Below are 25,073 nucleotides of genomic sequence, written 5' to 3'. Positions count from 1 at the left end.
GTTGACAGCCCCCGTATGGTGGCGAACAGAACGGCATGTCCTCTACCCCCACCCGCAACGTCGCACTGACGACCGAACTCGAATCGTACATCAGGGCGCAGGTTGCCACTGGGCTGTACAGTAATTCGAGCGAGGTCGTACGCTCAGCCCTGCGGCTGATGATCGCCCGCGACGAAGCTCGCCTGCGCGGAGAGCCGCATCGTGGTTGAGGCCATCACCGAGCGCGAACAGGAACGGCTTGCGGCGTTGGCGCGATACGAGGTGCTGGATACACCTCGGGAGCAATCTTTCGATGAACTGGCGGCGCTGACAGCGCGCCTTTGTGATGCCCCTATCGCAGTGGTGAATCTGATCGGCGATGGGCATCAATTCTTCAAGGCGGAGGTCGGTCTCGGCGTACGCGAGACGCCGTTGGAAAGCTCGTTCTGCGTCAAAGCACTGCTCGAGGATGATCTCCTCTTCGTACCGGACCTAACGCTGGATACCCGGTTCGAGTGCAATCCGCTGGTGACCGGCGATCCCCATATCCGCTCCTACGCTGGCGCGCTGCTGAAGACCGAAGACGGGTTGCCGATCGGGACGCTGTGCGTGCTGGACTACCGCCCGAGGCCATTTACGACGCTTCAGCAGGATACCTTGCGGGTGCTCGCGCGGCAGGTCATGTCGCTGCTTGACCTGCGTCGTACCGTGCAGGAGCGTAATCAGCGCGCGCGGACCGCTCTCGCCAGCGAGGAGGCGCTTGCCCTCACACGCATCGAGCTTGTCGACAGCGAAGCCCGCTTTCGCAATATGGCCGACCATGCGCCCGTCATGATGTGGGTCACCGACCCGGATGGCAACTGCACGTATCTCAACCAGCAATGGTACGACTTTACAGGGCAGACACCTGAGGAGGCTGCTGGCCTTGGCTGGCTTGATGTCACCCATCCGGACGACAAGGCTGCGGCAGGCCAGATATTTCTGAACGCGAATACCCGGCAGGAGCCTTTCCGTCTCGAGTACCGGTTGCGTCGTGCAGATGGCATATACCGTTGGGCGATCGATGCAGCATCTCCAAGGTTCGGACCTCAGGGCAGGTTTTTGGGCTATATCGGTTCCGTCATCGACATCGCAGATCGTCGCGAGGCGGAAGACGCCCTTCGCGGAGCAAATGTCCTTCTGAAGGCCGTTATGGAAGCCGTACCAGGCGTGGTCTACGCCAAGGACCGTGCGGGGCGGATGTTGGCCGCCAACCGCGGCACCGCTGATCTGGTCGGCAAGCCCCTCGACCAGATCATCGGGCGCACCGATCGTGAATTTCTCGACGATGCTGCCCAAGCCGACATCGTCATGGCGAACGACGAGCGGGTCATGACCGAGCAGACGACGGAAGTCGTAGAGGAAGAGGTCAGCTTTGCCGACGGCACCCGTGCAACCTGGCTTTCGACGAAATCGCCGTTTCGGGACGCCAACGGCGCCGTGAACGGCTTGGTCGGCTCATCGATCGACATCACTGAACGCAAGCGCGCCGAGCTCGAACTGCAGCGGCTCAACGAGACGCTTGAGGACGAAGTAGCCGAACGGACAGCGGAGCGTGACCGGATCTGGAAGACGTCTCCTGATCTCATGCTCGTGATCGATTTCGCCGGCGTTCTGATACGCGTAAACCCCGCCTGGACTGCGATGCTAGGCTATACCTCAGGCGACCTTGTCGGCCATCATGTCAACGAGTTCGTGGTGCCTGACGATCACAACCAGACAACCGATGCCTATGAGCTCGCCGCGGACGGCGGTCGTCCGGCCATCGTCAATCGCTACCGTCATAAAGATGGCTCGACGCGCTGGCTATCGTGGGTCGCTGTGCCGGCTGGTGACATGACCTATGCGACAGGTCGCGATATTACCGCTGAGAAGGAGCAGGCGGAGGCACTGCGGAAGACCGAGGAGCAGCTGCGTCAGGCGCAGAAGATGGAAGCGGTCGGTCAACTGACCGGCGGGCTGGCTCATGACTTCAACAATTTGCTGACCGGCATGATGGGCAATCTGGAACTGCTCCAGCTCCGTGTCGCGCGAGGGCGCCTCGACGATCTCGACCGCTTCATCAATGCGGCGCAGGGCGCTGGTCGGCGTGCGGCGTCTCTCACGCAACGATTGCTGGCTTTTTCCCGCCGTCAGACGCTTGATCCCAAACCTACTGATGTCAACCGGCTGATCCTTGGTCTCGAAGAGATGCTGCACCGGACAGTCGGTGCGACCGTCGGCATCGAAATCGTTGGCGCTGCCGGATTGTGGACTGCCGACATAGACGCGCCGCTGCTCGAAAACGCTGTCCTCAATCTCTGCATCAATGGTCGGGACGCGATGCCGCAAGGGGGGAAACTGACGATTGAAACCGCGAACAAGTGGGTTGATGATCGTATAGGACGAGAGCGCGATCTGCCGCCTGGCCAATACATCTCGATTTGCGTGACGGACACCGGCACTGGCATGACGCCCGAGACTATCGATCGCGCGTTCGAGCCCTTCTACACGACCAAGCCGATTGGACAGGGCACCGGACTAGGGCTTTCGATGATCTATGGCTTCGCCAGGCAGTCGGGTGGGCAGGTTCGGATTTACTCTGAAGTGGGACAAGGCACGACGGTGTGCATTTACCTGCAGCGTCATCATGGCGACGCTGCTGAAACGCACGAGGAAAGCACAATCGGTTTGCCTGCGAGTGGCAATGCCCAGACAGTGCTTGTCGTCGATGACGAGGCGACGATCCGCCATCTCATCGACGAGGTACTCGACGATCTGGGATACACCGTCATCGGCGCAGCCGATGGCGCGGCGGGAATTAAGGTGCTTCAGTCCGGGGCCAGGATTGAACTTCTCATAACGGATGTTGGATTGCCCAATGGTATGAACGGCCGACAGGTCGCCGACGCCGCCCGCGCTTTGCGGCCTGGTCTGAAGGTGCTGTTCATTACAGGGTTCGCTGAGAATGCCGCAGTTGGTAACGGCCATATGGAGCCAGGTATGGAATTGCTGACCAAACCCTTTACTCTTGAAGCGCTCTCTACAAAGGTTGCGCAGATGCTGCGATTTACTTCTGTGTAGCGTTGGCCAACAATAGATTAGCACGCAAGAATGTCGTTTAACTCCTAAGCTTAGCAACTCGACATTACGGCCGAGAGACCCTTTAATATGACGGAAATGATCTAACGGCGTGTAGCTTCTCCTGAGTTACTGCCGTTTTACATCTATATATGATGGGGGCCCGGCGATATCGACAACGACCCATAGTCGGCCATTCGTGTCCCCTGCACCGCTTCCCAACTTCAGACACTCGTTCATGTTTGGAGGTTTCTCGGATTGGCTGTTTGCAGACCGGCGCAGTTAGGCGATCAGGCAAAACGAGCTGCCGCTCTGCGGTTGACCCGATGAAGGCCCCCGCTCCTGTCGCGAATCTCCTGAATTTCGCGACAGCTGTGACCACGCCGACGGCTGACTGAAAAGCGATCATCGGGCTGTCGCAAATGTCCGTTCCGAAAAGAAGCAGTTTCGATGCACATTTGCGAGAGCGAGCGGGGGTGTCCTGAGGACCCATCGTCGGACACTGTAGGTCGGCTTCTCGTTCCCCAGCTTCGGCCCTTTGTTCATGTAGGCAAACCGTTGCCGACGGGGCCGCATTGATGGCGAGGATTGGGGCGACCCTCGAAAGCCTGGCGATGCGTACCCCCGCTATATTCGGCGCGATTGTGCACCGTCAGATGGAAGACGCCGCGGCGCGCGCCGATGAGGCGCTGACTTTCGAAAGTGATTGTCGGCGTTGCGCATGGCTCGCGCCACGGCGCGATCTGCGAGTGAGACAGGCCGGGCCGACGCCTCCAAAAGTAGCGACGGCGATCGATTTCAGACCAGCGACAGCACGCCGAACGGCACATTTCTGCTGCGACCGGCCGTCGTACTGGTCCACATTGCCGACTGGCTCGTTAGACCAGCATGCTCTTGAAGACATTGTACAGATCCACGGTCCCGCTGCTGATCCTGGTTACCCACGGAGCGGCTCACGCTCAGGTCGTTCCGATCGACGCCGTAGCCCGTCCGGACTCCATAGCGATGGCGATCGACAAGGCCGAAGTGACGGACCTCAAGCTTCGGACGTTGTACGCCCAGTCGAAATGGCGAGCTTTGTGGTCCAAGCAGAGTATCGCGGCATTCCAGTCCGCGCTCGCCGACCGCGGCCGGCACGGTCTCGATCACCTGGCCTTCGCCGCCGCGGAAACAACGGATTCAAGCTCCGCCGTCGCCGACGTAGCGCGGTCGCGCGCCGCCCTCTCCTATGCTGAAGCGTTGGCAGGAGGACACATCGATCCTGCCTCCCTGCACGAAGTCTATACCCTGCCCCGCCCGAAAATCGACGTTACAGCCAGCCTCGGCGTCGCCCTTGCTACCGGTAAACTCACCGAGTGGCTGGCGTCGCTGGCCCCGCAGGACGCAGAATACCGGGCTTTGTCCGACGCCTATCTCCGCTTCAGCCAGGCAGCAGCCGCGGCCGGGCCGGCCCAGCCGATCGCCGGTGGCCTGATCCGCGTCGGCGATCGAGACCCGCGGGTGGCGGCCATTGCCGATCAGCTGACGCAAAGCGGCTATCTGGCGCCCTCCGGTTTAGAGACCGAGCCGTCGCAGCTCGCGCCTTCCCAAATGTCGGCGCTCTACACGCAGGCGCTGGCGGACGCGCTGAAGGGATTGCAAACCGATTACGGGATTGCCGCCGACGGCGTCGTCGGTCCCGAGACGCTGAAGGTGCTCAACCTGGGCGCCAGCGATCGCGCCCGGGCGTTGGGCGTTGCGCTGGAGCGCCGGCGCTGGCTCGAACGCACGCCACCGGCCACGCGGATCGACGTCAACACCGCGGCGTCACAGTTGCGCTATTACCGCGACGGCACAGTGTCGGACGAACGAAAGGTCGTAGTCGGAGAACCCGGGCACGAGACCCCGGCGCTCGCATCGCCGATCTTCAGGCTGGTCGCCAATCCGACCTGGACCGTGCCGAAATCGATCCAGAACGGCGAAATGGCGAATGTCGACGACGCGTATCTGCAGGCGCACAACATGGTGCTGCGTGACGGCTGGATCGTCCAGCAGCCGGGGCCCGACAATGCGCTCGGCCTCGTCAAGTTCGACATGGCCAACAACCAGGCGATCTACCTGCACGACACCTCGGCACCGGCCCTGTTCGAGCGCAGCCAGCGCCATCTCAGCCATGGCTGCGTCCGCGTCGAGGACGCGCTCGGCTTCGCGCAGATGCTCGCCGAGGACGAGGGCGTCGCTGACGCCTGGCAGGCTGCGCAGGCGACGGGCGAGATGACCTTCGTGCCGTTGCCGCGTCGTATTCCTGTGCGGCTGCTCTATCACAATGTCTATGTCGGTGCCGACGGGGCGATAGCCTTCCGCACCGACCCGTACGGATGGAACGATCCAATCGCCGAGCAACTGGGTTTTGCCAAGTCGTCGGCACGCCGGGCGGAAGCGCAGGCGATCGACATCGGCCCTTAGTCACAATCCTTTCCTTGCCCGCGGACGCATACATCGTGGGACGGTCGACCGACCGGTCACGCTGAACCAAGGGCTATCGTCGGGGATCCGGATTGCAGTCTTGGTTGGGCGGGACCGCTCGCCTCACACTTTCCACCATTCGTTCATTTCGTTAGTCGACGGTTACCAACCATGAAGATGCTGTGGTGAACTAACACAAGGACGCCGCGCCCGCGTCTTTGATCTCCAAGCTTGCCAACGACCTTAAAAAGGGCACGCAGGGTTGCTGCGCGCCCTTCCGATTCACCAGATGTGGACCCGGTGGGCGGGGGTAAGATACAGCGCATCGCCGGGCTTCACGCCGAACGCCGTGTACCAAGCGTCGACGTTCCGGACGATGCCGTTGACCCGGTAGAACGGCGGCGAGTGCGGATCGGTGAGCAGGCGCGCGCGGGCCGCACCCTCGCGCAACTTCGCCTGCCACGCCTGCGCATAGGCGAGGAAGAACCGCTGGTCGCCGGTAAGCCCGCCAATCACCGGTGCCTTCCCGTGCACCGCCTGATATTTTTGATAGGCGGAATACGCCGTCTCGACACCGCCGAGATCGCCGATATTCTCGCCGAGCGTGAGCGCACCCTTCACGTGCACGCCGGGGATCGGTTCGTAGGCGTCATACTGTTTCGACAGCGCAGCCGTGCGCTGCGTGAAAGCAGCACGCGCTTCGGGCGTCCACCAATTCTCGAACTTGCCCGACGCGCTGAACTGGCTCCCTTGATCGTCGAAGCCGTGGCCCATTTCGTGACCGATGATCGCGCCGATCGCGCCGTAGTTCACCGCGGCATCGGCCTTCGGATCGAAATAGGGCGGCTGCAGGATCGCGGCGGGGAAGGTGATCTGGTTGTTGAGCGGATCGTAATAGGCGTTCACGGTCTGCGGCGTCATGCCCCACAAGGTGCGATCGACCGGCTTGCCGAGGCGCGAGAGATCGAGCTGGTGCTGGAACTCGCCCGACCGCATCCCGTTGCCGAGCGGATCGCCGCGCACGACCTGGAGCGAGGCATAGTCGATATACTTGACCGGGTGGCCGATCCGCGGATCGAACGCGGCAAGCTTGGCAAGCGCCTGAGTCTTGGTCGCCTGGTCCATCCAGCCGTTCGCGCCGATCCGCTCCTTGTATGCGGCGCGCAGGTTGGCGATCAGCTCGCCCATCTTCGCCTCGCTCTCCGGTGGGTAATGGCGCTTCACATAGACCTCGCCGACGGCCTCACCCATCGTGCCGTTGACCAGCGCGATGCCACGCTTCCAGCGTGCACGCTGTTGCGGCTGATCCGCGAGCGTCTTGCCATAGAAATCGAACGTCGCCTGGTCGAACGCCTTGGGCAGCATGCCCGCGCTGGCGGATGCGAGACGGAATTTCATCCAGTCCTGCCACGTCGCGACCGGGGTGGCGGCGAACAGCTTGCCGAGCTCAGTCAGCGCGGTTGAATTGGTCATATAGACGATCGGGAAATTGCCATATCCCGCGGTCGACATCAGCAGCGGCCAGTCGAACTCGGGCGCCAGCGCCTTGCGGCCAGCCGCATCCATCGGCTTGAGCATCGCCTTCAGGTCGCGCGACTGCACCGGCGACCACTGGACCTTGGCCATCGCGGTCTCCAGCGCAACGATCCGGTCCGCCTTGGCCGACGCGTCGGCTATACCCGATAGCGTCAGCATCTTCTCGACATACGCGCGGTAGGCGGTTCGGAAGGTGTCGTACTTGGGGCCCTGTTCGAGGTAATAATCGCGCCCGCCCATGCCCAGAGAGCCCTGCCCCGCGGCGACCGCATAACGCTTGGGATCCGCCGGATCTGGAAGCTGGCCGACCTCGACCGGTGCGGCATAGCCGACCGTCGAGAACAAGGTCTGGAGCTTGTGCTTGTCGTTCGCGGCGTCGATCTTGGCAAAATACGGTTTAAGCGGCGTGGCACCGGCGCGCTCGATCGCGGCCTCGTCCATGAAGCTGGCGTAGAGATCGCCGAATTGCTTCGCACCGGGACCGACCGCAGCGGGATCGCGCGCGGCATCGTCGAGGATCGTGCGAACCTGCTGCTCGGCCTGGTCGGCGAGGATCACGCTGCCGCCGGCGGACGTGCGGTCCGCAGCGATCTCGGTACGCTTGTTCCAGCTGCCGTTCGCGTAGGTCCAGAAATCGTCGCCCGGCTTCACGGCCTTGTCAGCGGCGGTCAAGTCGATCCCGAACGTGCCGTAGCGGGTGCCGGTCGGCGCCGTGGACCTGGTCGCCGTCGGTGGCGCGGTCTGGGCCAGTGCCGACGCGGACAGCGCTAGCGTGGCAACGCCTAGCGACAGGCGGGAGAAATGGTTGAACGGCATCACAACTCCTTCGGTATGGAAGATTTTATAGGATGTGGAAGTCATTTAGGCGGGGTCCCGCCGCATCAGCCGAGCGAGCGCGGCAAGATTTGGCTTCTGTCCCGCATTCAACAGGCTGGCGCGAAACACGCGCGCGAGCAGGACGAACTCTATCGCGATGAAAAGCGCGAGCGTCAGCGCGCTGCCGCCGATCTCCCACACCGACACGCCGCCGCCCAGCCGCGCCAGCATCGTGAACGGCGTGTAGAGCGGGATCCAGGTCAGCACCTTGAGTGCGGTAGCGCCCGTGTTCGACAGGATCCCCTGCGCGACGATCGTGAACGGCATCGCGATGATCATAAGCACCGGCGTCAGATAGCTCTGTGCATCCCGCATCGAATCGCTCATCGCGCCGATCGCGAGCAGGATCATCGAGACCATCAGATAGCCTGCCAGGAAGAAGTAGAGCATCACCAGGATGATCCACGGCGAGGCTAGGGGAGCGAGCGCCATTCGCAGGAACGTGCCGACCGCGCCCTGCGTGACGAACGCAGCCCCTGCCGCGCACAGCACCCAGACCAGGACCATCGTCAACCCCACCGCGACCGTCCCCGCAAGCTTGCCGTACAGGAGTTCGTCCGGGCTGATGCAGGCCAGCACCGTCTCGATCAACTTGTTCGACCGCTCCTCGACCAGCCCCTGGAGGATCCAGTTGCCAGACAGCAGCAGCGACATCAGCAGAATGTAGGCGCTGAGCAACGGCACGATCGAGCGCACCAGCATCCGTTCGCGGCCGCCGCCCGGTGCCGGCGTCGAGATGGCGATCGCCGGTACCAGCGTGGTCGCAGCGCCGGCTTGGTCGGGGGAGAGCCCGGTCGATCGGAGATAGGCGGCGCGCAACCGCAACGTCAGCACCGACTGCAACGGCTGGACGAAGTTCGCGGCCGGCTGTTCGCTCGACCAGAGGCGCGCGGCGGTCGTGCTCGCCCCGAACCCGCGCGGGATGTACACTGCGTAGTCGAGCGGCTTGGCCTTCTTGTCACCGAACTCGCCGGGTTGAATCAGCGGCTTGAGCAACCGGTCGAGCGCCGCGGGATCGGCCTTGGCGATCGCCGGCGGGGTCGGGACGATCGTGAAGTCGGGCTCCGGCGGATCGAAAGCAGGCGTTTCAGGTGTCGTCGCACGCTTCATCGTCGCCAGCGCGACCGGCATGCCACCCGCCTTCACGAACGTCGTGACCTCCGCATCGTCGTAAAGCCGGTCGTGCTGCGCCCAGAGCGCCGCGGGATCCGCCCGGTCGAGATCGTAGCGTTGCGCATAGCGTGAGAGCGCGGTGAGGATGCGCCGCTGCCGATCGCTGTCGAGCCGCGCGCGGATTGCGATCGCCTCGCGGCCTTCGGGATCGATCAGCATCACGCGTTGAACCTTGTCGGAACCCATCAGCTTGGTGGCGATCGGTCCGATCGCGAGCGCGATGGGCAGGATAAGCAGCGTCAGCCAGAAACTGCGCATGCCGGTGATCTGCCGGAACTCGCGCATCGCGACGAGCAGGATGTTGTGGATCATGACGGCTGCCCCTGCGTATCGGCTGAACTGGTACCGACGAGGTGGAGGAAAACCTCGTGCAGACTAACCCGGTGCTGGTCGAACCGGCGCAGCGTGATGCCCTGTTCGGTCAGGCATTGCAGGACGTCGGCCGGATCGATGCCGTCGCCGAGCGTCACGTCGTACGTCCGCCAACCGTCCGGATCCGTTGCGACCTCCTCCGCGCGATCCACGCCGGGGCACCGCATCGGCGTATCGCGCGAGACGATCCCGAGCCGTGCGGGCAACCGCCCGCGCGCTTCGGGCTGCGTCCCCTCGAACACCTTGCGCCCCTGCGACAGCAGCAGCAGACGATCGCAAAGCCGCTCGGCATGCTGCATAACGTGCGTCGAGAAGATCACCGTCGCGCCACCGCGCGCGGCCCCCCGTATCTCGTCCTCGAGCAGCCCTTGGTTGACCGGGTCCAGCCCCGAAAACGGCTCGTCCAGCAGCAGCAGTTTCGGGCTGTTTACCAGGGTGGCGGCAAGCTGGACCTTCTGCGCCATGCCCTTCGACAATTTGTCGATCTGCATCTTGGCCGAGCCTGCCAGTCCGAACCGCTCGAGCAGGTCGTGCCCCTTGGCGCGCGCCGCGGCGGTCGTCATGCCCTTCAACCGGCCGAAATAGATGACGGTGTCGATCGCCGACATCCCGCGGTAGAGTCCGCGCTCCTCGGGCATGAAGCCGAGATCGGCCGCATTCTCGCGCCCCGGCGGACAGCCCAGCACCGCGATCCGCCCCGATGTCGGCCGCAGGATGTCGAGCACCATCCGCAGCGACGTGGTCTTGCCCGCACCGTTGCCGCCCAGGAATCCGAAAATCTCGCCCGGCTTCACTGTGAAGCTCAGTGCGTCGACCGCCGTCCGCTCCCCGAACCGCTTCGTTACGTCGTCGAGAACCAGTGCGTCCATTCGCTATTTCCCCGTTTCTGTCGTCGCGAACGTTTCGTCCGACGGTTCGTCGGTCACCCTCAGCAGGTCGCCGGGCTGACATTCGAGCACGCGGCAGATCGCTTCCAGCGTCGTGAAGCGGATTGCCTTGGCCTTGCCCGTCTTCAGGATCGACAAGTTGGCGAGCGTGATATCGACCGCCTCGGACAATTCGGTCAGCGTCATGCGGCGCTTGTAAAGCATGTCGTCCAGGCTGACCGCGACCGGCATCAGACCGTCGTCGCCAGATCGTCGCGCATCCGTGCGCCGATCCGGAAAACACGCGCGAGCACGAAGATCATGACGACCGCGATCCACCCGCCGAGCGATGGGCTCCAGCCAGTCGCGTCGAGCTTGAGCGCGGAGATCCAGCGCATCAGCGCGCCCAGCACCAGATCGAGGCATTGGAGGACCAACAGTGCCCAGCCAATCCGGCCGAGCAACGTGGCGTTCGCATCAACGAACGGATCGCCTGCCTGTACAGTCGCAACGATCCGGAGCAGGCTGGCGAAGATCGGATGGATCGCAAGCGCGGAGGCGATCCCCAGCACCACCATCAGCCGCATCGCCATCACCGCGTCCGCGATATCGAGCGACGGCCCGTATTTCGCACCGAGGCGGAGCGCAAGGGCGTGTCCCAATGGCCAGGAGAGCGCGAGTGCTACCGTGAACATTACCAGCAGGACGATGTTCATGACAAACATCAGCCTCAGCAGGATTGTTGCGCCTGTCAGAACGCGATCCTTCTGCATTATTGATCGACGCCCCTCATCCACCGCCTTACCCTGTACTCTATCGGTAAACGATATTTTGCATATCGATAATCGGCAAGCGACTTTCGATCCATTTCCGTTCTTGTTGGGTGGGACCTGGCATAGCGGGCCGGCGGTGTTTGCGGTTATGCTGCGCTACCTATTACCAAGCGATCGGCGAGCATCCGGGTGGTGAGTGTGCCGGTAGCAGGTCGAGTTGGTCCCGCTAGCGGCCGTCCGGGGTTCCGCTTTCCCAATAAGCGTTTCCGGATTGTCCGTTTCATAAGTTGCCACTCAGGCATGCAGAACCGGCAGACAGCGCTTCACGGTAGCTGGAATGGCCCAATACCGGGGACATGTTTGCGCGATCGACGCCTCGGCCTAGTGACCCAATTGTGTTCGCTCAGCTTCGATTCGCCGCTACCTGATCGGAGACGTCTGTTCATATCGCTTGCGGCGGGCGGGCGCCGGCCAACGTGATTATACTCACCCCAAGCACGCAAATTAATACCCGGCATGATCCATTCTAGGCATTCAGCGTTCCGTTTACGCATTTCGAAGGCGCCTGTCCGATGGCGTTGGAAGATAAGGTCTGACGGCATGAATGTTCTGCCACGAAAGCTCAAAAGTGGGTTAATCGGCGTGCTTCTAGCGACGGCGTGCGTTTCGGCGTCGTCGATGGCTCGACAAACCGCACTTGTAGAAGATCATCCATCTCTGACGATCACGCTACGCCCGGAAACGGCTGATGCGCGCACTGTAACCGGTATAACCGTCGAGCAACATATCCTACTGCCTGGCCCGTCCCGGCGATTGACGCTTTCCGCACCGCTACGTTTTGCTGGCTTGGTGCCTGTCGGCTCGGCAATCTCCGAATTGGAAGTCACAGACGCGCACGGACGCGTCGACATCACGACGAGCGACGTGGCCCCGCCAGGCGGCAGTCTGGTGCGTCATTGGACAAGTACTCACGACGTGAACGGCGACGTGCTCGTCCGTTACCAACTACCGCTGGCACCGTTTGCGCAGAGCGGACCGCCGTTCGGCGTCAAAGCGGCAGGGCATGGTATCGCTGGCAACAGCGGCAGTCTGCTGGTGCTGCCCGACCTTCCCGATCTTCGACGATCGATCTTGCGCTGGGATGTTTCGAAGATGGCATCTGGCTCACAGGGCGTGATAGCCGGCGGTTCCGACGCGGTGACGGTCGGTGGTCCGCCCGAAGCACTGCTAGACCGCTGGTTGATGGCGGGGCCGCTCGCGGCTGGCCAGCAACGGCACGGGGCCGGGTTCAACGCCTACACGCTGGGGTCGCCGCCTTTCGACAAGATCGAGATGATGGCCTGGTCGCGTCGTGTTTATGCGTCATTGTCCAAAGCGTTCGGATATCTCGGAGAGCCAGACTACCTCCTGCTAGTCCGGGCCCTCGATGCGCCATCATATGCGACTGGCACCGCATCGGTCGCAAGTGCATCCAGCCTCATCACCGTCGGCTCGCCGACCTATCTTCCAGGACAGGGTGAGGAGAAGGTGAAAGGCACGATCGCGCACGAGATGACCCACAATTGGGTCGGTTACTTCGGCGATCAAGCGGCTCCCTGGTTCAGCGAGGGGCTCACCGTCTACGTTTCCGCGACACTGCCTTGCGAGACAGCGCTGCGTCCTTGGACAGACTGTGCTGCCGAGATCAACCGATGGGCGAAAGCATATTACGGCAGCAAGGCCGCCGTCTGGCCGAACGATCGGATCGAGGAGTCCCCGTTTAGCGAAGAGGACGTGCGACGGGTGCCCTACGGCCGCGGCATGATGTATTTCGCCAACCTCGATGCAGAAATTCGAAGCTGCTCGAAGGGACGTCGAACCCTGCTAACGGCTTTGCGTCCCCTTTTCGAAGAGCGGCGCGAGGGCAAACCCATCACGGTGAAGCGCTGGGAGGCGTGGCTAAAGCACGAGCAAGGGTTGCGAGGAGTTAGCGTGTTCCGCCAGACCGTGTTGGAAGGACAGCTAATCAGGCCAAGACCAGATATGTTTGGTCGCCGTTTGCGCGTCACACGGACGAGCGGGAAAGAACGCGGCGGCACAGCTATTGAATACGCGTGGGACGCGAAGCGATGACCCACCTGTGGACGGTCGGGGCCATTTTGCCGGTCCACGAAACCTGCCGTTCGTTCGTCACGTTTGAACGCCCTGCTCGAACTCAAGTCTGGGTTGAACGGTAGAGCCCGCGAAGGCGACCATCCTACAATCCAGCTTGGTCAATCATGGATGCAACCTCGACCGGCAATGCGGACTCTGACTTTGGCAGGAACCGGTTAAACGCAGTCTGCACTCGCTTGCGTGCGACCTGATACGCCTTGTGTCGGATCGCACGCGTCGCATTCGTCCGCCACGATGGGCTCTCACCAAGCAGCCCCTCCCACTTAGCCTCCTCTGCCTCCAGGATCGACAGCGCCAAGCGCAGTCCATCTCGCCGCCCGCGTGCGTAATCTTCGGACATCGCCAGCTTCTCCGTCATGCGCGCACCGTTGGTCTCGTACCCGGTCCTTGGCAAGGCAGACCCCACACGGGTGGCACGTCCGAGATCGAACCAAAGACCCAGAAGCGGACATTCGCGCGCCCTTCCCCGCCTCCCAACATCAGACACTCATTCATCTCCGCGCTGACGAAATCGAAGTTGGCGGCATCCGCTATGGTCGCAGGTAGGACTAGCCTCATCTGTCGGTTGCCCGCATGTTCCACGCTATTGCAGCGAGGGGGCGGAAGATGAAGAAGGGAACGATTACGCATCGTGCCGGTGTCGTAATGAGCACGCTAGTGGCTCTGATTATGATCGCCGACGGGCTCGTGGGGTTGCTACAACCGCAGGTGTTCGCGTCTGACATGTCATCAGATGGCTGGGGCTTTGCTACGCTATTTCCTATCGCCGTGCTCGCCTTGGTCAGCGGCGTATTCTACGCGGTCCCGCGAACTGGAGTTCTTGGCGCTATCATGATCACGGGGTTCGTTGGCGGCGCGCTATCCGCGCATCTGCGGGTTACGCAGGTGGTGATCTTGCCCGAAATCATCAATGTGGCGCTGGGCGTCGGCGCTTGGGGCGGGCTGTGGCTGCGTGACCCCCGCCTGCGGGCGCTGCTTCCGCTGCGCTGATCGCACTGCAGGAGAATAGAGGTGAACCGATGTTCGGCGTTGGGACGCGAGCGGCGGGGTTCCGAAGTCTTCAAATGGGCGTTCGGAGCCCAATCCGCGGCGATCCAGTAGAGTTTACTCCATGGCATCGGAGAGGGAGAGGGATTGATAAGGGGTCGAGCAGGCCGCCCTGCGCCCGCGCGGCCGACGACGGCTCGCCTTCATAGACTACGACCCCGATGCCGCGGCGATGCAGGGCGCCGGCAAGCATCAAGCCGCCAAGGCCCGCGCCAATGATGGTAGCGTCTTCTCGCATTTGTCCGCGCTCCGACCCTGCGCAGGTAAGCCTGCGTTGCCATTGATGGAGCCGCTCGCCAGCTATCGGCCGGCGTGTGCGCGAGGATGGTGTAACCACGCCGTCGTTTTTCGCAGCACTCGCCATCTAGAATGGGATCGTTTGTTACGCAACATTGAGGCCGCACGACGGGCTGATTCAATGCTGGTCGTCCAGGCCGTTCTCGTCGCAATCTTAAACAGGACGTTCGCTGGTAGCATCCGCCGATCTCGCTAACAGTAGCGCCGCGAGCGATAGTGCTACCATCTCGCCCGCGACACTGCCGTCATTGACTTCAAGCGCCGAATGCCCCGTCGATCGTATGCATCGCACCGGTTACGAAGCCCGCCTCCGGCCCGGCTAGCCAGATAACCATCCCCGCTACCTCCTCAGGCCGTCCATGACGCTTGATCGCCATGAAGCTGTGCAAAAGATCCTTCATCGGACCATCTTCGGGGCTGGCATCAGTGTTGATAGGCCCTGGTTGCACGATGTTGATCGTGATGCCTCGCGGCCCGAAATCGCGTGCAAGCCCACGCGCCATCCCCTGCAGCGCCGACTTGCTCAGCGCGTAGGACGCCATGCCGGGCACCGGCATCCGATCACCGTTCACCGAGCCAATCACGATTATCCGCCCACCATCGGGCATCTGCCGCGCCGCTTCGACCGAGGCATGATACGGCGCGTGAACGTTCACCCGGAACAGCCGGTCGATCGCATCCGGGTCCTGCTCCAGCGCATCGCCGAAGATGGCGAACCCGGAGTTCACGACCAGTACGTCGAGCGGCCCACTGTCGCGCACGCGTGCGATCACCGCGTCACGGTCGGCGCTGTCGGTGTGAATCGCAGTGCTGCCGGTCTCAACCGCTAGTTGTTCGGCGGCCTCTCGCGAGCCCGCATAGGTAAAGATTACGGATGCGCCTTCCGCTGCGAAGCGCCGGACGATGGCTGCGCCGATCCCGCGACTACCGCCCAGTATGAGAACGGATTTTCCTTGGAACGAAGCCATGACGTGCATCCTTGAGGTTTAATGTAGGACCTATTACATAAAATCCTGATCCGCGACGTCAAGGCATTTTGTAACAATGACTACAGATAAACTCCGCGTACGGGGTCGGCCTAGGCGCTTCGATCCTGAAAAGGCGATTGGTACCGCGCAGCAGCTCTTCCATGCGCATGGCTATGATGCGGTCAGCGTCTCGGACGTCACCACTGCGCTTGGGATCAATCCGCCCAGCTTTTACGCCGCCTTCGGCAGCAAGGCCGGTCTCTACGCCCGCGTGCTTGATCGCTATAACGCGACGAGCGCCATTCCTCTTGCCGAGTTGCTGCGGGACGACCGTCCCGTTGACGCCTGTCTCGCAGCGGTGCTCGAGGAGGCTGCCCGCCATTACGCCGCGGACCCGATAGCCAGCGGATGCATGGTGGTTGAAGGCACCCGCTCTAACGATCGCGACGCACGCGAGGCAGCCTGCACTCTCGGCTTGGCTGCCGAAGCCGTGATCCACGACTATATCGGGGCCCGCTATCCACAAGATGCCAGGCGTCTAACGGACTTCGTCAGCACGACCATGTCAGGCCTCTCCGCCAAGGCCCGCAACGGGCACGGGCTGGATCAACTTCTCGCGACTGCGCGCCTTGCGGGTCTCGCTCTCGCACAAGCCCTCCCAACTCGGGATTGCGCTCGCGATCCCGGTTGACTCCGACAGGATCGACATCCCGTCATTTTGGGCGTGTTTTCACCATTCTTCGGCGGTCCATTCATGCCGGTAGATTGGCGTGGCGATAACCCATGTCGTACGCTTACAATTTGATGTTCGCACCAGCCAGCACGCCGTCGATGCGCTCGTCCACTTCGCGCTTCGTCTCTGCCCAAGATGGCACCGTGTCCAGCAGCCGCTGCTGCCACGCGACGAAATTCGGATACTCGCCGAACGGTATTTTGGTGCGCGTTGATTGCGAAAAGGGCGCCGCGACGTCGATGTCTGCCAGCGTCAGACGATCGCCGACGATGAACTGCCGCTCCGCCAAATGTGCATCCAATACAGAAGCGCCGGCGCGGATATTCGAGATCGCCAGTTCGACTATGCTCGCCTCCTCGGCTTTGCCCATCAGCCTGTTGCCGACGCGCTGGTTGAACATGATGGTCGCAAAAACGCGCCACTGTTCGCCCGACCAGAACATCCATTGCAGTATCTGATAGCGTTCGGCCGGGGTAGTGCCCAGCAGCTTGGAACCGGCTTTCTCGGCGAGGTAGATGTTGATGGCTGAAGCCTCATAAAGGACGACATCGCCGTCCACCATCACCGGGGTCAGCCCGTGTGGGTTCAACGCGAGGAATCCGGGCGTATGGCTTTCGCCCTTGAAGAGGTCGATCGGCTTGCGCTCGATAGGAATTCTCATGATCGCTGCTGCGGACGTGACACGCCGCAGGCTTCCCGAGCCGGGGTCGCCGTAGATTTTGATCGGCATCTCGAAATGATCCTCCAAGTCCGGAACAGGCCGGCTTGACCTGTCGACTGAGAATTAGCCTATGCTTTGAGGGCGGTGTATCCGTCGAATTCGAACAACAGATATCCGGATATCGAATGAGTGATCGCTGGCAGGAGATGACTGTTTTTGTCCGTGTGGCAGAGAGCGGCAGCCTTTCGCGAGCAGCGCGTGAGTTGAGGCTCTCACAGCCCTCGGTATCGCGCATCATTGGCACGCTGGAAGCGCGGTTGGGCACGACGCTCTTACTACGTACCACGCGCAGCCTTTCGCTGACGGACGCCGGTAGCCTCTATCTCGGTCGTGCGAGATATCTTCTAGCGGAGATGGAAGAAGCCGAGCAGGCAGCCCGAGGGATGGATACACTGCATGGCGTGATCCGCCTTGCTATGCCGGTGTTCTATGGCACCCGCGTTGTCATCCCGGCGCTTGCGCCGTTCTTGGCCCGGCATCCGGATCTTCGGATAGAGATGGTCATGAGCGACGCGCGCCAGAACCTTGTTACAGACGGCGTCGATGTCGCCATTCGCCTTGGCGTCGGGCTACTAGATGATACCACCTTTGGGGCACGCAGACTTGGCGATGTCGGGCGACTGGTGGTCGCGGCACCGTCCTACCTCTCAACACGTGGCATACCCGCCGACCCGGCTGAACTCACGCGGCACGATTGCATAATCCAGCATGGTTTGTTCGGTCGCGAGAGTTGGCGCTTTACGCGCCATCAGACCGTAACTTGCGTCGACGTCACCGCGAAGCTTTGGATTAACTCCGCTCCCGGTGTTCTGGCCGCGGCGGTGGCCGGGATGGGCATCGCGCTGGCCACTCAGGTCATGGCAGGTGAGGAACTACGCACCGGCCAGCTTACTCAGCTGCTCGAACCTTATCGGCTCGATCCGGCTGAGGTATATGCAGTTTTCCCGGCAGGTCCCAAACCGTCGACCAAGGTGCGTGCGATCGTGGATCACCTCGCCGCGTCGCTCGATAACTCGACCTGAACAGCGCAGTAGAAAAAATAGGGACCCACAAGCGGTCATTCACGACGCCCTTTCCACACGCGACGTGTGGCATCGCTTCGGCGAAGGCGACATGCAGCGCCAGATTTCCGCCTGTCCGCTGGCCGGGACCGACCTGTTCCAGCTTCAGGGGCCCATTCCACTAGAAAGCGACATCGACCTCTCGGCCGAGGGACTGACCGCGTTATTGCGCGAGCGGACCGGTCGCGATGATCTCCTTGTCCATAGCGTCTCCTAGGCATCCGCCTTCCACATGAACGCGCGGCTCGCCGACCGTTACCGCGTCGGCCGCGTGTTCCTCGTCGGCGATGCAGCGCACACCCATCCGCCGACCGGTGGGCAGGGCCTCAACACCAGCGTGCAGGATGCGTACAATCTCGCCTGGAAGCTTGGAGCGGTGACGCGCGGCGCGGCGGACGCATTGCTCGACACCTACGAGGCGGAGCGCCGCCCCGTGGCACAAGCTATGCTCGGTCTCGCGACCGACCTGCTCGATGCGATGAAGCGTGGTGAGATGCGGCGAGGGCGCGACACGCATCAACTTGATATCGGCTATCCCAACTCCTCCCTGGCGATGGAGTCACCGGAACGACATGGCGTTCTCCTCGCCGGTGACCGAGCGCCCGATGCGCAGGTCCAAGGCGCCGCAGGCCAGCCTCATCGATTGTTCGATCTGTTCAAGGGCCCGCACTGGACGCTGCTCACCTACGGCGATGCGTCCGCGGCATCGCGGCCGGGATTGCACGTCCACGCCATCGGCGTGCACGGCGATCTCGCTGACGATTTCGGACATTTCCAGGCCGCCTATGGCGTCATGACTGGTGATCGAGTGCTGGTACGTCCGGACGGCTATGTCGGAGCAATTGTCTCCGGCAGTGAAGATGCTGCGTTGGGCAAATACCTGACGAAGGTCGGATTGATAGCGATTTAGCTTCGGTCGTCCTTCCCGATTAGGAACCCATAGCAAAACGGCCGCTCAGGGCGACAGCACCGGGAGCCGCCCGGGTAAGTCCCTTTCTCGAAATCTGTTCCCCACTCCTCATTTCAGAAACGGCATGCCGGGAGAAACGGGAAAGATCGCGCTTAACGAATGGCCGTTATCGGGAATCCGGGTTGCCAGCTCGAACATCCGGGCGTGGCCGAACGCGCCCCTCCCTATGGCGTCCGGCCAGACCCATAACCGGTCATGCGCGCCCTTCCACGCTTCCTAACTTCAGACACTCATTCATTAGCGCCGGCACCTTCCAAGGTTGATGCCAACGTCCCCCTCGAAGCGCCCAGTGTTCATCTTGAACATCCACCGCCCTCAATCTTGTCAAAGCACGCGTGCGATCACGCGCGCATTGCCGTCACGAAGGCCTGAAAGGCGGCAGTCGGTTGACGTCGGCTGGGATAGTAGAGGTGATTCGGGGCCAGCGTGGGTGCCCAGCCGGCCAGCACTTCGACAAGCGTCCCGTCGGCCAGTTGCAGCGCGGCATGTGGCAGCGGCAAGCAAGTCACCCCCAGCCCTGCCGCTGCAGCGTCGCGCATCACGTCGATATCGTTAGTGATGAAGTCCCCGCGGACTGACCGTTCCACCGTCCGGCCATCCCGCTTAAATTCCCAGCGGTGTACGACGCCAGAGGACGTGTATCGGTAACACAGACAACGATGAGCGGCGATATCGTCGGGATCGACGGGAGCGGGATGATCGGCGAGGTAGGCCGGTGCGGCGACGAAGACGAGCGGCACCGGCGCGCTGATACGGACCGATATCATGTCGGCCTGCAGGGTCTGAGCATGCCGGACCCCGCAATCAAAGCGGTCCGCGACGATGTCGACGAACCCGTCGTCGACCACCAGTTCGACGGCGATGTCGGGATAGGCGCGCGCAAAGTCGGCCAGCCGCGGCAGGATGGCGTAGATCGCCGCAACCCGGTGCGCGCTGACCCGGATCCGCCCCGCCGGCCGTTCGCGGGCATTGTCGAGATCGGCCAGCGCGCCCGCGACCGAAGCGATCGCCGGTCTCAGCCGCGCCAGCAGCTCCTCGCCAGCAGGCGTCGGCGCCAGCGACCTGGTGGTACGATCGAGCAGTCGAACGCCCAGTTTCGTCTCCAGCGACCGCATCGCATGGCTCAAGGCGGAGGCGGACAATCCAAGCCGCGTCGCCGCTCGTGCGAAGCTGCCAGCCTCGACGATCGTCTCGAACACCGCGAGACCGGACCAGAGATCACGATCCATTCCTGAACATCCTTCAGCAGCCCATGCGCCGCAGATGATCTAATCCCCGCGCCGTCCGGCGTCCATCTGCAGACGACACAACGCAGGACGCCACCATGACCCTCGACACCTATCGCCCACTCGGCCGCTCCGGCCTTCTCGTCAGCCCGCTGGCACTGGGCACGATGACCTTCGGTACGCCGCGATGGGGACTGGACGAGAGCGGCAGTCGCGCCGTGTTCGATCGCTACACCAATCTTGGCGGCAATTTCATCGACACCGCCGACGTCTATGCAGGCGGGCGATCGGAAGAGATGGTCGGCAGTTTCGTTGCCGCACAATCGTCGCGCGATCGGCTGGTGATCGCGACGAAATCGGGGTTTGCGACCGGCCGCGGCTATCACGCGGGCGGCAATGGCGCGCGCCACATCCTGGCGTCCGTCGAAGGATCGCTCCGCCGTCTCCGGACGGACTTCATCGACCTGTACTGGGTGCATGTCTGGGACGGCGTCACTCCCGCCGAGGAACTGCTACGGACGATGACCGCGCTCGTCGCAGCGGGCAAGATCCGCTACTGGGGCATATCCAATACCCCGGCCTGGTACGTCGCCGAACTCGCGACGCTAGCGCGTGTCCAAGGCGATCCGGCGCCGATCGGCCTGCAATATTTCTATTCGCTCGTCGAACGCGGGGTCGAAGCCGAGCATCTGCCGCTCGCGCGATCGGCGGGCATGGGGCTCGTGCCGTGGAGCCCCCTCGCCTATGGTCTTCTCACCGGAAAATACGACCGCGCGACCGTCGAGGCGGGTCCGAAGCGCGCGGGCGGCGTCCCCAACCAGGCCGGGCAGGACGACGCGGCGCGGCCCGCCAACGACAAGCGTCTCGATGGCGACAATCCGTTCGGCGACACGCTGTTCACCGAGCACAACTGGCTGATCCTCGACGAACTGAAGCGCGTCGCAGCGGAGATTAACGAGACGCCCGCGCGCGTCGCGCTGTCCTGGGTGGTCGGGCAGCCCGGCGTCGCATCGACGCTGATGGGCGTGAGCCGGGCGGAGCAGGTAACCGACAATGTCGCCGCGCTCGGCCTCACCCTGCCATCCGAGCACCGTGCTGCACTCGATGCGGTGAGCGGTGGCAACCTGCCGTTTCTCTACGGCCTGTTCGCCCCTGCCGTGCGCAACCAGGTCGTCTTCGGCGGCCGAGATGTTCGTAGCTGACGCGTCATCCTGGAGCCGCCTGCCCGAGACGAAATCTACGCGTGGTCGGCTCCAATCGACAAACTCCGCGTTTGAAGCTGTGCGGTCGGCAGCAAGTTCGTTTGCTGCACGCCGGCACGGGGGTAGTCATGCGGATCGGAACCATCGGGGCGGGAATGGCGGGCCTGTCCTGCGCGCAGGCGCTTCGCCATCAGGGTCACGATGTCATCGTGTTCGACAAGGGGCGCGGACCGGGTGGCCGCATGTCGACCCGCCGCATCGACACCCCGCTGGGTGAAGCCGCGTTCGATCACGGCGCGCAAGATCTGACGGCACGCGACCCCGCGTTCGTCGCGCAGGTCGAGCACTGGGCGCAAGACGGCCACGTCGCACGCTGGTCGCCCGCCGGCGCGGATGCGTGGGTTGGGACGCCGGCGATGAACGCGCCGATCCGCGCGATGGCGAGCGACGGCGACGTCCGCTGGAACACGGTCATCGACACCCTGACTTATGACGGGTCCCATGACGGCCAATGGCGGATCGGTAACGAACGGTTCGACGCGGCGATCGTCGCGGTGCCCGCCGAACAGGTCGCGCCCTTGGTTGACGCCCACGATGTAGCGCTAGCCGATGCAGCCCGTTCCGCGGTCTCCGATCCGTGCTGGACCGTCATGGCAGCATTCGATGGCCCCGCACCGATCGATCGCGATCGGCTTACCGATTTCGGAATCATCGGATCCGCCGTCCGCAACTCGGCCAAGCCAGCGCGGACCGGACCGGAGGCCTGGGTCCTTCAGGCCAGTGCCGATTGGTCGCGCGCGCATATCGAAGACGCTCTGGACACGGTCCAACGCGCGCTTCTCGCGGCGTTCGCGGATCATGTCGGCGTCGGGTAGCCTGCGGTCATCGCGACCAGCGTCCACAGCTGGCGGTATGCGAAGGTCGACGCGTTGAACTACGGCGCGCTCTGGAACACGGATATCCGGCTAGGCGCCTGCGGCGAATGGCTCCTAGGAACGTCGTTCTGAAAACGATCAATCTTGGATGTTTTAGCATACTATGTACGGCTGCCAGCCTCGAGAATGACATCACCGTACCCAAGCGGGAAATAGTCAGGATGCGGCCGCCCGGCGCTGTCGGGCGTCATTGGTTATTGGCCTCTCCCTGCATTACTAATTCTCAAGTACAGCCGTGCTTTCGGTGATTGCCACCGTATCGAAGATAGAATCGAATCTTATGGTTGTATCGACGAGTAAGCGGTATTGAGAGTAGCGAGACGCTGCCTTTTTTTCCTTGAGCATCGCGGTTCGATCAGATGATTGCATGGGCTGTTTAGCGCGCCCTTACTGGCCCCAGCGACAGTAGTTGCGCGTGTCCCATCCGAGCAGCGTTTAACGACGTGGGTCCCAGGCTTCGACTACGTCGCTGGTCACTCGAGGAGGCCATAATCGGGAGTGCCGCACCTCGCTGACCAACGCCGTTGTTCCGCATTCTAAGAACGATTTCCCCCTATTAGTTATCCATTCGTGGTCGCTAGACTGCCGTCGCGGCTAGCCTCGAGCGCCACCTGAATAAACATCCATTTACAACTTGGCGTGGCTCGAAACCGGACGGGCCGCTATCCACCATAAAAAACAGCGGCAGACCGGCCAATGCCAGCTTCCCAAGCCGCCCCGGCAACTATGTGGGAAGGTTGGAGTCGGGGCGACGCCACGTGGCCCAGATCGCGTAGATGCCGTCGCAGCCCCCCTCCCCGCTCCACGATCTCGCACTGGACCTCGCGCGTCTGCTGGCGCGCGACCTGGCGCGGCGGCAGAGGTCCCAGAAGAATCCAGTCGCCCCGAAAACGGGAAGGCGAACATCATGACGACCTTCGTTGCGAATGCGGGAAGCACGAATGGAGGAAAGATGAAGCGGTGTGCGATATATGCGCGGTATTCGACGGACAAACAGGACGTGCAGTCGATCGAGACGCAGTTGATGATGTGCCGGCGCGAGGTGATGCGCCAGGGTTGGCAGGAGGTTCTCTGCTTCACAGACGCCGCGGAGTCGGCGGCTACGATGCACCGCCCCGGTATGAAGGCGCTGCTGGCGGCGGTTGCCGCAGGTCGCGTCGACATCGTCTACGCAGACGCAATGGATCGGCTGTCGCGCAGTCAGGCAGATATCGCGACATTGTTCGACCTTCTCAAGTTTCGCGGCATCGTCCTGGCGACGCGCAAGGAAGGCGTGGTCACGCCGCTGCACATTGGCATGATCGGTACGATCAACGCCGAGCAGTTGCGCGCCACCAGCGACAAGACCCGCGATGCGCTGGTGCGTCGTCACGCGATGGGAAAGAATCCAGGCGGCTCTGCGTACGGCTATGAAAAGCGCATCGAGCACGACGGCAACGGCGAACGCATCCGCGGCCTGCAGCAGATCGTGCCCACCGAGGCCGCAGTGGTGGTCCGGATCTTCGAGGACTATGCGGCCGGCCTGTCGCCCATCGCCATCACACGGCGCCTTAATGCCGACGGCGTGCCCTCGCCGCGTAGCGGCAAAGCCAGCAGACATCCGCTCGTCAAGGCCGCGGCCTGGACGCCGAACACGCTGACCGGCAATGCCGCACGTGGCACCGGCATCCTCAACAACCCGCTGTATGTGGGGCGACGGCCATACGGCAAGCAGACGTATCGCAAGAACCCGGAAACGGGCAAACGTCATGCCTTCATCAATCCCGAAGACAAGCGATCCGATGACGTCCAGGCCCCGGCGCTCGGCATCGTCGCCGTCGAACTGTGGGACCGAGTCAAATCCCGCCAGGCTATGCTCGCGCGCACAGCGAAACCGCGTACCGAGATGACCAGCCTGCCGTTCTTCGCGCAGCAGCGCCCGCGGTATCTGCTGACCGGCAAGATGACCTGCGGCAGCTGTGGCGCGAGCTATGCCAAGTCGGGCAAGACCCGGTTCGGCTGCCAGGGCGCCGCCAAAAAGGGCCCCACCTGGTGCGACAACCGGCTGACGATCCGCCAGGACGAACTCGACGCACGCGTACTGGCAGGCTTGGCGAGCGAGATGTTGCGTGACGATGTCGTTGCAGCGTTCCTCAGCGAATACGAGGCAGAGACCGGTCGCCTGACGGCTGAAACGGTCAGCGCCCGCCCTGAGCGGGAAGCCGAGCTGGCCAATCTCGATCACCAGCTTGCGCGCGCCAAGGCGGCCATCCTCAAAGGCGTGGATGCGACGGTGTTCGTCGACGAGATGAAGATATGGACCGAGCGGCGCAAGGTCCTGCTCGCCGAACTGGAACTCGCCGAACAGGAGACCATAGAGACGGTTTGCCCGGAGCCCGGGCTGCTTACCCCGGACCTGGGCCGCGTGTACCGCGAGAAGGTCGAATACCTCACCGCGGCCTTCGAGGACGAAGCGCTGAAGGCGCAGGCGTTTGAACGGTTGCGCGCCCTTATCGAGGCGGTGGTGCTGACGCCGGCAGACGGTGATCTCACCATCGACCTGCGCGGCGAGCTGGCCTCGATGCTGTCGCTATGTGCTGGAGCGGAAACGCAAAAAGCCTCCGCGGGAGATCCCTTGGAGGTGTTGCAAATTAGGTTGGT

General features: G+C 62.7%; 22 protein-coding genes. 12 read left to right on the top strand and 10 right to left on the bottom strand.

The annotated features are described in order from the left end of the window. Nucleotides 1-35: 35 nt before the first annotated feature. The 3 genes from O6X71_RS00110 to O6X71_RS00100 all read left to right on the top strand — a co-directional run bounded on the left by O6X71_RS00110 (nt 36) and on the right by O6X71_RS00100 (nt 5,523). Entirely contained in the window at nt 36-209 is a 174-nt protein-coding gene (locus tag O6X71_RS00110) for a type II toxin-antitoxin system ParD family antitoxin (protein WP_353463842.1), read from the top strand. Further along, nucleotides 202-3,081 carry a PAS domain S-box protein gene (locus tag O6X71_RS00105; protein WP_353463840.1) on the top strand — a complete coding sequence of 960 codons (2,880 nt, stop codon included), beginning with the start codon at nt 202-204 and terminating at the stop codon, nt 3,079-3,081. The genes O6X71_RS00110 and O6X71_RS00105 overlap by 8 nt, the downstream gene beginning before the upstream one ends. A gap of 1,002 nt (nt 3,082-4,083) precedes the next feature. Further along, nucleotides 4,084-5,523 (top strand): L,D-transpeptidase family protein, encoded by a 1,440-nt coding sequence (locus O6X71_RS00100; RefSeq protein WP_353463838.1) that lies wholly within the window; start codon nt 4,084-4,086, stop codon nt 5,521-5,523. 282 nt (nt 5,524-5,805) lie between these two features. On the opposite strand, the gene O6X71_RS00095 is transcribed toward O6X71_RS00100, so the two are convergent. Genes O6X71_RS00095 through O6X71_RS00075 form a run of 5 tightly spaced genes read right to left on the bottom strand, consistent with a single transcriptional unit; the run spans nt 5,806 to nt 11,071 of the window. Beyond that, nucleotides 5,806-7,875 carry a M13 family metallopeptidase gene (locus O6X71_RS00095; protein ID WP_353463837.1) on the bottom strand — a complete coding sequence of 690 codons (2,070 nt, stop codon included), beginning with the start codon at nt 7,873-7,875 and terminating at the stop codon, nt 5,806-5,808. Nucleotides 7,876-7,920: 45 nt separating this feature from the next. Beyond that, nucleotides 7,921-9,420: an ABC transporter permease gene (locus O6X71_RS00090; protein ID WP_353463835.1), complete on the bottom strand. Its 1,500-nt coding sequence runs from the start codon at nt 9,418-9,420 to the stop codon at nt 7,921-7,923. Continuing rightward, nucleotides 9,417-10,349 carry an ABC transporter ATP-binding protein gene (locus O6X71_RS00085; protein WP_353463832.1) on the bottom strand — a complete coding sequence of 311 codons (933 nt, stop codon included), beginning with the start codon at nt 10,347-10,349 and terminating at the stop codon, nt 9,417-9,419. Before O6X71_RS00085 ends, O6X71_RS00090 begins: the two co-directional genes overlap by 4 nt. A gap of 3 nt (nt 10,350-10,352) precedes the next feature. Next, nucleotides 10,353-10,598 carry a helix-turn-helix domain-containing protein gene (locus O6X71_RS00080; protein WP_056059434.1) on the bottom strand — a complete coding sequence of 82 codons (246 nt, stop codon included), beginning with the start codon at nt 10,596-10,598 and terminating at the stop codon, nt 10,353-10,355. Continuing rightward, a complete protein-coding gene (locus O6X71_RS00075; protein ID WP_353463831.1) occupies nt 10,598-11,071 on the bottom strand; it encodes a DUF2975 domain-containing protein in 474 nt (157 codons plus the stop codon). Before O6X71_RS00075 ends, O6X71_RS00080 begins: the two co-directional genes overlap by 1 nt. Before the next feature lie 648 nt (nt 11,072-11,719). Here O6X71_RS00075 and O6X71_RS00070 point away from each other — a divergent pair. Further along, nucleotides 11,720-13,231, top strand: coding sequence for a hypothetical protein (locus tag O6X71_RS00070; RefSeq protein WP_353463830.1), 1,512 nt, complete (start codon nt 11,720-11,722; stop codon nt 13,229-13,231). Between the two features lie 124 nt (nt 13,232-13,355). Here the strand turns inward: O6X71_RS00070 and O6X71_RS00065 are convergent, their stop codons facing one another. Continuing rightward, complete coding sequence (locus O6X71_RS00065; RefSeq protein WP_353463828.1) at nt 13,356-13,631, bottom strand: hypothetical protein; 276 nt, start codon at nt 13,629-13,631, stop codon at nt 13,356-13,358. 248 nt (nt 13,632-13,879) lie between these two features. Between O6X71_RS00065 and O6X71_RS00060 the strand changes: the two genes are divergently transcribed. Then, nucleotides 13,880-14,263 carry a DoxX family protein gene (locus tag O6X71_RS00060; RefSeq protein ID WP_353463827.1) on the top strand — a complete coding sequence of 128 codons (384 nt, stop codon included), beginning with the start codon at nt 13,880-13,882 and terminating at the stop codon, nt 14,261-14,263. A gap of 70 nt (nt 14,264-14,333) precedes the next feature. Here the strand turns inward: O6X71_RS00060 and O6X71_RS00055 are convergent, their stop codons facing one another. Together O6X71_RS00055 and bdcA are read right to left on the bottom strand one after the other, a co-directional pair. After that, the gene (locus O6X71_RS00055; RefSeq protein WP_353463825.1) at nt 14,334-14,558 is read right to left on the bottom strand and encodes an FAD-dependent oxidoreductase; all 225 of its coding nucleotides are present in this window, start codon (nt 14,556-14,558) and stop codon (nt 14,334-14,336) included. 313 nt (nt 14,559-14,871) lie between these two features. After that, nucleotides 14,872-15,585 carry an SDR family oxidoreductase gene (gene bdcA, locus O6X71_RS00050; protein WP_353463822.1) on the bottom strand — a complete coding sequence of 238 codons (714 nt, stop codon included), beginning with the start codon at nt 15,583-15,585 and terminating at the stop codon, nt 14,872-14,874. Nucleotides 15,586-15,661: 76 nt separating this feature from the next. On the opposite strand from bdcA, the gene O6X71_RS00045 reads away from it, so the two are divergent. Then, the gene (locus O6X71_RS00045; protein WP_353463820.1) at nt 15,662-16,276 is read left to right on the top strand and encodes a TetR/AcrR family transcriptional regulator; all 615 of its coding nucleotides are present in this window, start codon (nt 15,662-15,664) and stop codon (nt 16,274-16,276) included. Between the two features lie 103 nt (nt 16,277-16,379). On the opposite strand, the gene O6X71_RS00040 is transcribed toward O6X71_RS00045, so the two are convergent. Beyond that, nucleotides 16,380-17,048 (bottom strand): glutathione S-transferase family protein, encoded by a 669-nt coding sequence (locus tag O6X71_RS00040; protein ID WP_353463818.1) that lies wholly within the window; start codon nt 17,046-17,048, stop codon nt 16,380-16,382. A 116-nt stretch (nt 17,049-17,164) separates the two neighbouring features. On the opposite strand from O6X71_RS00040, the gene O6X71_RS00035 reads away from it, so the two are divergent. From O6X71_RS00035 to O6X71_RS00025, 3 genes are all read left to right on the top strand, one after another. Further along, a complete protein-coding gene (locus O6X71_RS00035; protein WP_353463816.1) occupies nt 17,165-18,061 on the top strand; it encodes a LysR family transcriptional regulator in 897 nt (298 codons plus the stop codon). 64 nt (nt 18,062-18,125) lie between these two features. Then, on the top strand, nt 18,126-18,317 hold the full coding sequence (locus O6X71_RS00030) for a hypothetical protein (RefSeq protein ID WP_353463814.1): 192 nt from the start codon (nt 18,126-18,128) through the stop codon (nt 18,315-18,317). 15 nt (nt 18,318-18,332) lie between these two features. Further along, entirely contained in the window at nt 18,333-19,010 is a 678-nt protein-coding gene (locus tag O6X71_RS00025; protein ID WP_353463812.1) for an FAD-dependent monooxygenase, read from the top strand. 401 nt (nt 19,011-19,411) lie between these two features. Here O6X71_RS00025 and O6X71_RS00020 read toward each other — a convergent pair whose 3' ends face one another. After that, nucleotides 19,412-20,299 carry a LysR family transcriptional regulator gene (locus O6X71_RS00020; protein ID WP_353463810.1) on the bottom strand — a complete coding sequence of 296 codons (888 nt, stop codon included), beginning with the start codon at nt 20,297-20,299 and terminating at the stop codon, nt 19,412-19,414. Nucleotides 20,300-20,394: 95 nt separating this feature from the next. On the opposite strand from O6X71_RS00020, the gene O6X71_RS00015 reads away from it, so the two are divergent. The 3 genes from O6X71_RS00015 to O6X71_RS00005 all read left to right on the top strand — a co-directional run. Further along, nucleotides 20,395-21,498, top strand: a complete 1,104-nt coding sequence (locus O6X71_RS00015) for an aldo/keto reductase (protein ID WP_353463808.1) — start codon at nt 20,395-20,397, stop codon at nt 21,496-21,498. 128 nt (nt 21,499-21,626) lie between these two features. Beyond that, nucleotides 21,627-22,373 carry an NAD(P)/FAD-dependent oxidoreductase gene (locus tag O6X71_RS00010; RefSeq protein WP_353463806.1) on the top strand — a complete coding sequence of 249 codons (747 nt, stop codon included), beginning with the start codon at nt 21,627-21,629 and terminating at the stop codon, nt 22,371-22,373. 967 nt (nt 22,374-23,340) lie between these two features. Further along, a partial coding sequence (locus O6X71_RS00005; RefSeq protein WP_353463804.1) for a recombinase family protein occupies nt 23,341-25,073 on the top strand: 1,733 nt, incomplete at its 3' end.

It is taken from the genome of Sphingomonas faeni (genome assembly GCF_040407505.1).
GTDB classification, from domain to species: domain Bacteria; phylum Pseudomonadota; class Alphaproteobacteria; order Sphingomonadales; family Sphingomonadaceae; genus Sphingomonas; species Sphingomonas faeni_E.
The sequence above is the reverse complement of the archived record's forward strand: the minus strand, read 5'-3'. Positions and strand labels throughout refer to the sequence as shown.